Origin of the sequence: Microbacterium sp. 67-17, from assembly GCF_001898325.1 — a bacterium.
In the GTDB taxonomy this organism is placed as follows: Bacteria; Actinomycetota; Actinomycetes; order Actinomycetales; family Microbacteriaceae; genus Microbacterium; species Microbacterium schleiferi.
On the sequence record NZ_MKTR01000014.1, the window covers coordinates 277382 to 283661 of the forward strand.

The 6280-nt window shown below is 69.2% G+C and carries 6 protein-coding genes; 3 read left to right on the forward strand and 3 right to left on the reverse strand.

Annotated elements, in window-relative coordinates:
• Nucleotides 1–45: 45 nt before the first annotated feature.
• On the reverse strand, nucleotides 46–534 hold the full coding sequence (locus BGO47_RS07085; protein ID WP_292709928.1) for a hypothetical protein: 489 nt from the start codon (nucleotides 532–534) through the stop codon (nucleotides 46–48).
• A 33-nt stretch (nucleotides 535–567) separates the two neighbouring features.
• Complete coding sequence (locus tag BGO47_RS07090) at nucleotides 568–2109, reverse strand: PspC domain-containing protein (protein WP_292709930.1); 1542 nt, start codon at nucleotides 2107–2109, stop codon at nucleotides 568–570.
• Nucleotides 2110–2223: 114 nt separating this feature from the next.
• Between BGO47_RS07090 and BGO47_RS07095 the strand changes: the two genes are divergently transcribed.
• Together BGO47_RS07095 and BGO47_RS07100 are read left to right on the forward strand one after the other, a co-directional pair.
• Nucleotides 2224–3402 (forward strand): ATP-binding protein, encoded by a 1179-nt coding sequence (locus tag BGO47_RS07095; RefSeq protein ID WP_292709932.1) that lies wholly within the window; start codon nucleotides 2224–2226, stop codon nucleotides 3400–3402.
• Nucleotides 3399–4064 carry a response regulator transcription factor gene (locus BGO47_RS07100; protein WP_292709933.1) on the forward strand — a complete coding sequence of 222 codons (666 nt, stop codon included), beginning with the start codon at nucleotides 3399–3401 and terminating at the stop codon, nucleotides 4062–4064. Before BGO47_RS07095 ends, BGO47_RS07100 begins: the two co-directional genes overlap by 4 nt.
• Before the next feature lie 105 nt (nucleotides 4065–4169).
• On the opposite strand, the gene BGO47_RS07105 is transcribed toward BGO47_RS07100, so the two are convergent.
• Nucleotides 4170–4943 (reverse strand): DUF1684 domain-containing protein, encoded by a 774-nt coding sequence (locus BGO47_RS07105; RefSeq protein WP_292709934.1) that lies wholly within the window; start codon nucleotides 4941–4943, stop codon nucleotides 4170–4172.
• Between the two features lie 42 nt (nucleotides 4944–4985).
• Between BGO47_RS07105 and BGO47_RS07110 the strand changes: the two genes are divergently transcribed.
• Nucleotides 4986–6245: a LysR family transcriptional regulator gene (locus tag BGO47_RS07110; RefSeq protein ID WP_292709936.1), complete on the forward strand. Its 1260-nt coding sequence runs from the start codon at nucleotides 4986–4988 to the stop codon at nucleotides 6243–6245.
• Nucleotides 6246–6280 lie beyond the last annotated feature (35 nt).

The window sequence follows — 6280 nt, forward strand, 5'->3', positions numbered from 1 at the left end:
GAGTCGCTCCTGTGCGCGAGGTGGGATTCGGGCGAGCCGTGAGGATCAGTCGAGGCTGCGGCGGCGCTGGGTGCGGCGTAGGAGGCCGGCCGCTCCGGTGACGAGGAGGATCACGCCGAGCCCCAGGATGAGAATCGCCACGCCGGTCGCGGCATCCAGCGTTGCCGCCCACTCGACGGCGGCGCTCGGGCGCGACGGCTCCGACAGGAGCCACAGGCCGCCGATGGCGACGGCGGCGAAGAACAACCCCCAGACAACGGCTGCCCAGCGTGTTCGCGGAGCTTCGACGCCGGGGTGCGCGGGGGTGAGCTCTGCAACGCGCACCGGCGCCGCGGGTTCCTCTGCCGCCGGGGGCGTGAGGGGGACGGATGCGTCGCCCGACGTCGACGCGAGTGCTTCAGGCTTCTCCGGCGCGGGGGCCCGGAACAGCGGTGGCTTCTCGGACGCGACGACCTCGAGGGTCATCGTGTCGTCGCGGTCGTCGATGTCGGCGTTTTCGGTGGGGGATGCGGGGGTGGAGTTCTCTGTGGACATCGTGGTCACCTCGAAGTGGGTCGGGGCAGCGCCCTACGGGGCGGGAAGTGGAGAAAGGGTGGGAAGCGGCTCGGGCGATGACTCGCTGAGCGGGTCGCCACCAACGAGATTCGTGAAGGAGAGATAGACCTGGCCGCTGTCCTGGTCGAGGACGACGCGCTGTGTGGTCTGTACGGGGGTCTGGGGGTAGGCGAGAACCATCTGCAGCCTGCCGTTATCGTCGGTGGGCACTCGTTGGGGACCCACGTGCTCCTGGTTCCCCTCATCCCAGCGGTCGTACCAGACTTCGGTGGTCCCCAGGGACGCGTTGAGATCCAGCGCGACGCCGGGGACCACCGTGATGGTCGTGTAGCCGTCGCCCTTGCGGATAAGCAGCGGCGGCGGTTGCTCCGTGGGGAGCGGCTGAATGGTGAGGTACAGCTCGCCGTCCTCCTGCGAAATGACTCCCTGAGGCTCCGTCGAGTTCTCGATGGTGATGTGAAAACGTGCCTGGTACTCGGAGGCATACGTCACGATGGGTGGAATCGTGGCTGCCACCGTCCCGCCGAACAGTGCGACCACTGTCGCAAACGCCAGGAAGCCGCTACGCCGACGCATGAGCCCGGCGACGATCATCGACACCGCGAGCACGAGCGCTGCGACAAAGAGTCCGTACGCACCCGCAGTCTTGACGTTCACCGAGGTGATCGCTGTGTGCCAGATCGCGGTTCCAGCTCCGGCGACGAGAGCGACTCCGAGCGCGGACACCACGAACGCGCCGCTGGCACGTGGACGGGACAGTCGACGGATGCGGCGCTTCTCGTTCGCGGCGGTTGCGAATGCTGCAGCCTCGGCCTCGCGCTCGCGCCGAGCCTGGTCGCGGGCGAGGCGGTCGGCATCCTTCTGCGAGCGCCGCCACGCGTCGTTCTCGGCGCGCCAGGCGTCGTGGCGGGCGCGCCACTCGGCGATCTCGGCGTTGCCGGCGCCCCGCTCGGGAGGCAGCGGTTCGGCCGGGGGCGCAGTCGGTACGGCATCCGTTGCAGGAATGTCCTCGCTTGCCGCCTCGGATGCCGAGGTCGGCGAGGCGCCACTGCCTGTCGCTGGCCGAGCGCTCGCCCGAACCACCAGGATGACGAGCGCGACCGCCAGCACGGAGCCGACGATCCAGCCGATGATGGCTAGCGGACCGGTGTTCCATCCCGGCACCATCCACCCGAACCACGGCACGACCGGAACGAAGCCGACCACCAGCAGGATGATGATCGCGACCATCGCCGGGTCGAAACGCCCGCGCGTGGCCTCCCGCAGATGGATGCGCCCACCGACATCGGGCAGCAGCGCCCACGCGATCGCGTAGAGCAGCAGCATCGGGAACCCGAGCACGGCGGCGACGACGACAATGCCGCGCACGATCGCAGCGTCGACACGGATGCGGGCAGCGATTCCGGCGCAGACTCCGCCGAGCCATCCATCGGCGCGCACGACGCCGAGCCCGCGCACCCAGGCGAAGAACCGGTCCGCCCCGGTGGGTGCTCCCGTCGGTCGCGGGGGAGGTGGACCCGGATCGGTCGCGGGAGGTTCCGTCGAAGTGCTCATGGTTCGATCGTGGCGGACGGGTCGATCCCACCGCGATGGGGTGATCCCCTGAGCGCACCCTGATTCCGGCGTCCGTGGCTCCCGATCTCGGCATCAGGGTGATTGGATGGCGGCATGTCGTCGGCCCCCGCCTTGCCCGCGCGCCCGCCCCTGCAGCGCCCGCGCGAGTGCCTTGTCTCGGGCACATCGGCCGCCGTTGCCGAACACCTCGACTGGAGCGTGGTCGCGGTACGGATGCTGTTCATCGTCCTTTCTGTGGCATGGGGCGCAGGCATCCTGCTGTACGTCTGGATCTGGGCCTTCACACCCTGGCGAGAGGGCGACGAGGCACCCTCGCGCCGGGCACCGGTCGCGTGGATCCTCGCGTCGCTGTCGGTGGGTGCCGTGATCATCGCGTGCGGTGTCGCGGCGACCATCTCCCGGTGGGACGTCGTCTACGCCACTCGTCCGGAATGGTGGACGGCAATGCTCGCGGCAATCCTGCTCGCCGTGACTGCGGGGCTGTGGGCAACGCTCATCGACGGATCCGATCCCGCACGCGGTCCGCGCCACGCCCTGGGGGTGCGGATCGCGGCATCCGCAGCGCTCGGCACGCTTCTGATCGTGCAACTGACGACCCTGCAGCAGGGAGGTGTCGTGTCGTTCATCGGCGCGCTCGCCCTCATCGGCGGGATCGTGTTGGTCAACTCCTCGACGTTCGTCGAGAAGTGGCGGGAGTTGTCGGGGGAGCGGGTGCGCCGCATCCGCGAGGAGCAGCGCAGCGAAATGGCCGCGCACCTGCACGACTCGGTGCTGCAGACTCTCGCGCTGATTCAGAACCGGGCAGGTGCCTCGAGCGAAGTGGCTCGTATCGCCCGCGCCCAGGAACGCGAGCTGCGCGGTTGGCTCTACGACGGCGACGAACCCGCCGACAGCGACCTGCCGACCGACCTGCGCGATTACGCGGCAGCCCTCGAGATCGACTACCCGGTGCGGATCGACGTCGTCGTCGCGGGGACCTCGGCCGAGCGAGCCAGCGGCGAGATGGCGGCTGCGGCGCGCGAGGCGATCCTCAACGCGGCCCGCCACGCCGGCGGCGAGGTCTCGGTGTACATCGAGGGCAGCGCGGCATCCGTCGACGTGTTCGTCCGTGACCGCGGTCCCGGCTTCGAGCTCGACACGGTGCCCGCAGATCGTCTTGGTGTGCGTGAATCGATCATCGGACGGATGCGGCGCGCGGGCGGTACCGCGACGCTGCGGCGCGGCGCGGGAGGTGGCACCGAGGTGCACCTGCGGCTGGGAGGGGCGGCATGAGCGGCATCCGCGTCGTGATCGTCGATGATCATTCGATCTTCCGGTCAGGGCTACGCTCCACGCTCGAGGGTGTCGAGGTCGTGGGCGAGGCGTCGGACGTCGAGTCAGCCGTCGCGGTGATCGCTGCGGAACAGCCCGAGGTCGTGCTGCTGGACGTCCACCTCCCGGGCGAGACAGGTGAGGTCGCCGCGGCGACGGGCGGCGAGGCCGTCATCCGCCGAGCCGCCCCCGCCGCACCGTCGACCCGATTCCTGGCTCTGAGCGTCTCGGATGCGGCCGAAGACGTTGTGCGCGTCATCCGTGCCGGCGCCCGCGGCTACATCACCAAGGGTTCGTCGGTCGCCGAAGTGAGTGCCGCGGTGCGCGCCGTCGCCGACGGGGATGCCGTGTTCTCGCCGCGCCTGGCGGGCTTCGTGCTCGACGCGTTCGGCGCGGTCTCGGGTGAGACTGCGGCAGCGAGCGACGAGCTCGACAGGCTCTCGGCCCGCGAGCAGGAAGTCATGCGGCTCATCGCCCGAGGCTACGCCTATAAGGAGGTAGCAGCCGAGCTGTTCATCTCGATGAAGACCGTCGAGACCCACGTGTCTGCCGTGCTCCGCAAGCTCCAGCTGTCCTCGCGGTACGAGCTGACGGCCTGGGCTTCCGCCCGCCGCCTGCTCTAGAGCGAACCTCCCCGCGAGAATCCGATCGGGCGCCGATGCGCACGGCTCCCGCTCGGATTCTCGGCGCCGGATCGGATTATCGATTGATGACGCGGGCGGTTCGGTTCAGCGGACGAGGCGCTCGCCCGCACGAACCGGCACGTCCCAGCGGTTGGTGGGTGGGGGAAAGACGCACACGTAGCCGTCCGAGAACGCGCAGGGCGGGAGATAGGCGCGATTGAAGTCGACGGTGACCGATCCGTCCGGTTCCGGTGCCGGCATCCGCAGGAACCGGAATCGGTAGCTTTCGTTTCCGCTGGTCGCGTCGGAGAACGCGGCGAACAGGGAGCCGTCGTCGAGCAGTTGCACGCACAGTGCCACATCTCCGTCTGGCAGCGCGAGGTGCAGGAGTCCCTCGTAGTCATCGGTGCTCTGGTAACCGTCAACCGCGAGGGTCGGCACATCGCGGCGTGGAGTGAGCTCCAGTCGCGCGACGAGCCGCATCCGATCGTCAACGGACCAGCGCTCGATCTGTGAGATCCCTCGCGCCGTGGGCGCCGACGGGTCGTAGACGCGCAGCGCCACCGCGCCGTCACGCTCGAAACCTCGAAGTTCGAGGCCTCCGGATTCCCAGCGCTCGCCGGGCGCCAGGTTGACGAATCCAGACTGAATTGACCCGATGGCCCGTCCGTCCTCGGCGTGCCAGTCGCCCGGAACGCCCTCGAAGGAGCGTGGTGTCGGGTCCAGCCAGTGCGTCGCCGCGAGCGTGGCGATTCCGCCGGGCGACCAGACGGCGGCGTCGCGGTGCGCGCGCCACTGCTCGGTGGTTGTCATGACGAGCCTTTCGTCGCGGGGAGTGTGCAGCAGCGCCATCGTCGCAAGGAGCGCCGTCAGAAACATATTGTTACACCATCGAAACCTGGCCATGGATAGCATCTCGCTATGGATCAACGAGGTGACATCGACATCGATGCGCTCACTCGAGCACTCGATGTCCATTCCCTCCGCATCCTGGTCGCGATCGACCAGACGGGCTCAATCAGCGCCGCCGCCCGATCGCTCGGATACTCCCAGCCGACGATCACCCAGCACGTGCAGCGGCTCGAGGCTCGCCTCGGGGTCGCACTCGTTGTCCGCACCGCGCGCGCTGCGCGCCTGACCCCGACCGGTGCGCTGCTTGCTCAGCACGCGCCCCGGATCGACGCGAGCCTGACGGCGGCAGCTACGGAGCTGGCGAGGATGCTGGGGCGTCGAGCTGATCTCGTCCGGATCGCAGCCTCCGCCGACGCGGTAGGCACGGTCGTCGCGCCGGCCCTCGGACGCCTCGCCGCGCAGCAGCCCGAGATCGATGCTTCGTTCGTGGAGGCATCCGATAATGCGGCTGCCCTCGCTCTGGTGCAGGACGGCCGCGCTGACATCGCGGTCACCCTCACTCTTGCCGTCAGCGGCGAGCGCCACGCGATCACCAGGCGCAGCGGGATGCGCTCGACGTTCCTGTTCGCCGAAGAGATCGTCGCGGTGAGCACCGCGAACCTTGCTCCCGTCGGTGGGCGCATCGATCCCGCGCTGTTGGCCGACGAGATGTGGATTCGCGGCGACGGATCGCCGGGTGACCTGCTCGCCGAGCGACTCGAGCGTCCGCGGGCCGGGGACGACATGCAGGTCTCGAATGCCGCGGCAGCTGTAGCTCTCGCCCGCCACCGCGTCGGCACGACCTTCGTCGCCGAGAGCGCTCTGGCGGGTATCGACCTTCCGGATGGCGTGCGGGTGTGGGGACTGACTCCGGCACTCACTCGGCGCGCGACCGCGACGGTTCTCGTCGAGGCTGCGACGATCCCCGCCGTCGAGGCGGCGCTTCGCGTGCTCGCCTCGCTTCGCCCGTCACCCGTCGACGTCGAGGTAATTCTCGATGCGAGACGGCGCAGCGCAAGCCACCGTGCCCGATTCAGCTCGTCCCGCACGACATACCCCACCCGAACCACACCCCCCGAGGAGAGTCCCATGCCCTTCCCGTCCACCGCCCGCCTCGCCCAAGCGGGCGCCGTCGTCGCTGCGGGAGCCCTTCTGCTCTCCGCGTGCAGCGCCGACCCGGCACCGTCGGCGAGCACCGCCCTGGCTGACAGTGGTGAGCAGATCGACGGCCGCGTCCGTTTGAGTGGTGGTCTTTCGCTTCGTTGCGATGATCAGCTGTCGTTAGTTTAGGCGGCGGTGATCTCGGGGAGTATCACCGCCTCGTC